Raw genomic sequence first — 3,666 nt, 5'->3', positions numbered from 1 at the left:
CGGATGGACAGTGCCGCGTTCAGCCGCTGCCGCAGCCAGAGCATCGACTATGCGGTACTCGAGAAATGCAACCGGGTCGTCGTCATTCCGTTCCAGGGCCGCTGGAGCGACGTGGGCAGCTGGAATGCGGTCGCCGACCTCCATGACACCGACGCCAACGGCAACCGAATCAGCGGCCAGGGCTTCGCCATGGGGGCGACCAACACCTTCATCCATGCACCCAGCCGGCCGGTGGTGGCCCTGGGCACCAAGGATCTGCTGGTGGTCGACACCCCCGACGCGCTGCTGGTCGTGCACCGCGACTGCGCGGAACAGGTCAAGGACGTGGTCGCGCTGCTGACCACGCACGGCCACAGCCAAGCGACCCGGCACCGCCGCATTCCAAGACCCTGGGGCGCCTACGACAGCATCGACGACGGCGAGCGCTTCGCGGTCAAGCGCCTGACCGTGAAGCCGGGCGCGCGCCTGACCTTGCGGATGCATCACCATCGTGCCGAGCACTGGGTGATCGTCAAGGGCACGGCGCGCGTGGTGTGCGACGACAAGACCGTGCTGGTCAAGGAAAACGAATCGATCTACATCCCCGTGGGTGCAGTCTATCGGCTGGAAAACGTCGGCAAGACCGCGCTGGAAGTCATCGAAGTCCAGACCGGCGGCTACCTGGGCGAAGACGACATCGTGCGCTTCGCCGATGGCGAGTCACCCGCCCTCGGCGGTGCAAGAATGCACGCCTGACTCCTCCAACCGGCGACAAGATATTTCAATGAACGAGTTGCACAAGCGGATTTTCGTCGCCGGCCATCGCGGCATGGTCGGAAGCGCCATCGTGCGCTGCCTGGAAGCGCAGGGCCACACCCACATCATCACCAGGAGCCGTTCGGAACTCGATCTGACGGACCAGGCGCAGGTGCGGGCCTTCTTCGCCGAGGAGAGGCCTCAGGAGGTGTACGTCGCCGCCGCGAAGGTGGGCGGCATCCATGCGAACAACAGCTTTCCGGCCGAGTTCATCTACTCGAACCTGATGGTCGAGGCCAACCTGATCCACGAATCCTGGCGCACCGGCGTCGGCAAGCTGCTGTTCCTCGGATCGAGCTGCATCTACCCGCGCCTCGCGCAACAGCCGATGTCGGAGGACGCGCTTCTCACCGGCAAGCTGGAACCGACCAACGAGCCCTATGCGATCGCCAAAATCGCCGGCATCAAGCTGTGCGAAAGCTACAACCGCCAGTACGGCTGCGATTTCCGCAGCGTGATGCCAACCAACCTCTATGGCCCGGGCGACAACTACCACCCCGAGAACAGCCATGTGCTGCCGGCGATGATCCGGCGCTTCCACGAAGCGAAGGCCGGCGATGCGCCGGCGGTCGTCATCTGGGGCACCGGCTCGCCGAAGCGGGAATTCCTCTACGTCGACGACATGGCGCGCGCCTGCGTCCACGTGATGGACCTGCCGCGGGAGGCCTACGCGGCGCATACCGACGTCATGGCCAGCCACATCAATGTGGGCACCGGCGAGGACCTGTCGATCGCCGAACTCGCGCAGATGGTGAGCGAGGTGGTCGGCTACCGCGGCAGCATCCACTACGACACCAGCAAGCCCGACGGCGCGCCGCGCAAGCTGCTCGACATTTCGCGTATCCGCCAGCTCGGATGGAAGCCGGAAGTGGCGTTGCGTGACGGTATTGCGAACGCCTACGAAGATTTCTGCAGCGAAGCGCTGGTGGTCTGAAGAGCGCCGCAGGGGCAGTTCCTACCATGCGCGCATCCTTCCTTTCCCTGGTTCCGCCGGGTTCCGGCGGCGTTCGGGACTATGCGACCGTGCTCGGGAACGCCCTCCAGTCCCCGCCCCTGGAAATGACCCGGATGACCGACATTTCGTCCCTTTCGGGCGACTGCCTGCTGCTGCACTTCAGCGGCTACGGCTTCCAGAAACGCGGCGTGCCGCTCTGGCTGGTCGAGCACATGCGCAGCCTGCGTACGCGCTTCCAGGCGTTCGGAGTCGTGTTCCATGAGCTGTTCGCTTCCAGCCCGCCCTGGGGCTCTGCGTTCTGGCTCGGCGCCTGGCAGAAGCGGATCGCCAGCGAGCTGCTCGACCTCTCGGATTTCTGGTTGACCAACCGGGAGGAGTCCGGCCGATGGCTCCTGGCGCGACGCGACACCAYGCCGCACCGCGTGCTGCCCATTTGTTCGAATGTGGGAGAGCCGCCTTCGATCGACACCGACAGAGCGCCGCACCTGGTTGTCTTCGGCAGCCCCGGGGTGCGCGCCAACGTCTACCAATGGGCCAGCGGCGAAGTGTTCGACTGTGCGCGACGAAAGGGCCTGGTCATCCATGACATCGGTCCGCCGCTGCAGGACGCTTCATTGACGCAGCGCCTGCTCCGGGAGAACGCCGTGGTGCACGGGAGACTGGCGGCGCAGGAGGTGAGCCAGATCCTGTCCGGCGCCAGCTACGGCGCCCTCGCCTATCCCATCGACTACGCGTCGAAGAGCGGTGTGCTTGCCTCCTACAGCGCCCACGGCATCTGCCCGATCCTGCTCTGGAACGACTACCGGCCGCATGATGGACTGGTCGCCAATGTCAACTACGTGGCCGGCTTCGCGGCGCTCGAGGACATCGATCCGGGCGTCGTCGGCCGCCAGGCGCGCGGGTGGTATGAGCCGCATTGCGTGCAAGCACATGTTGCCGCCTTGAGAACGATGCGCAGCGAGGCTCGCAGATGAGCGACATCCGCTTCCTGTGGACGTCACGCGAACGGCCGGCGCTGGGGTCCCGGCGCTGGTTTGTCGTATGGGCCAAGCGGGCGCTRCATTTCCGCGCGCTGCTCAAGATCATTCTGGCAAGGCGCAGCTTTCGCGTCCGCGGGGCGCAGGTGGGCGAACTGTCGATCCTCGATCGATTCGAACTCAAGGGCGCGGCCGCCAACCTGAGCGTCGGGGAGCACAGCTTCATTTCGGGGTCTTCGGAGATCGTCGCGCTCGACCAGGTCCACATCGGCTCACGCGTCGTGATCAACGACCGGGTCAGCATTCTCACGGCGAGTCACCATGTCGGAGATCCGGGCTGGCGATCCTTCAAGAAGCCGGTGCGCATCGAGGACTACGCCTGGATCGCGGTCGGCGCGACCATCCTGCCGGGTGTCACGATCGGCTACGGCGCGGTCGTGGGCGCGGGCGCGGTGATCGCGAAGGATGTGCCGCCGCTGGCGGTCGCCACCGGCAATCCGGCCGTCGTTCGGCTGAACGCGCGCCCCGCCGACCTCTGCTACGACCCCGTGGCCCTGCTGCCGCCGTTCGAGGCGTGGATCGGCCGCCGCGCCGATCCGGCGAGTCCGGCGAATCCGCCCATGCACGGCCTAGAGCCGCGGCCATGACCATGGTGCTGGTCACGCATCCCGGGCTGCAGCACTCGCACCAGCTCGCCCTCGCGCTGCATGAGCGTTCGCTGCTGCAGTCTTTCTGGTCCGGCGTGCCGGTGGTGGCGGACGGCGAAGCGCCGCCGTGGTGGCTGCCCGCCGGCTATCGCGAGAAGGTCCGCAAGGTCGAGATCCCCCGCTCGCTGCGGCGTCATCCGGCTCGCTTCCAGCTCGCCCTGAGGATGTCGGGCTCGATCGTCAGGCTCGGCGTTCCGGGTTCGGACATCGTGCACCGTGTTTTCCACTGGTT

4 protein-coding genes and 1 pseudogene are annotated in these 3,666 nt (G+C 66.3%); all 5 read left to right on the top strand.

The genetic code is table 11. From position 1 onward, the window contains the following. On the top strand, positions 1-735 hold a 735-nt coding region (locus AC1D2K_RS31800), incomplete at its 5' end, for a cupin domain-containing protein (RefSeq protein ID WP_478094064.1). A 28-nt stretch (positions 736-763) separates the two neighbouring features. Next, the gene (gene fcl, locus AC1D2K_RS31795; RefSeq protein WP_478094062.1) at positions 764-1,729 is read left to right on the top strand and encodes a GDP-L-fucose synthase; all 966 of its coding nucleotides are present in this window, start codon (positions 764-766) and stop codon (positions 1,727-1,729) included. A 134-nt stretch (positions 1,730-1,863) separates the two neighbouring features. Then, positions 1,864-2,724, top strand: coding sequence for a hypothetical protein (locus tag AC1D2K_RS31790; protein ID WP_478094060.1), 861 nt, complete (start codon positions 1,864-1,866; stop codon positions 2,722-2,724). After that, entirely contained in the window at positions 2,721-3,374 is a 654-nt protein-coding gene (locus AC1D2K_RS31785) for an acyltransferase (protein ID WP_478094059.1), read from the top strand. Before AC1D2K_RS31790 ends, AC1D2K_RS31785 begins: the two co-directional genes overlap by 4 nt. Further along, positions 3,371-3,666 (top strand): annotated as a pseudogene (locus tag AC1D2K_RS31780) (glycosyl transferase); the annotation flags it as partial. The gene AC1D2K_RS31785 and the pseudogene AC1D2K_RS31780, both read left to right, overlap by 4 nt.

This window comes from Variovorax sp. P1_H12_2 (assembly GCF_056405335.1).
Note: the sequence above shows the minus strand (reverse complement) of the source record. Positions and strands in the feature narration are given on the sequence as shown.

Bases quoted from the DNA above. Each gene is read 5' to 3' on its own strand.
- fcl (WP_478094062.1), top strand. From the start codon at position 764: ATGAACGAGTTGCACAAGCGGATTTTCGTCGCCGGCCATCGCGGCATG.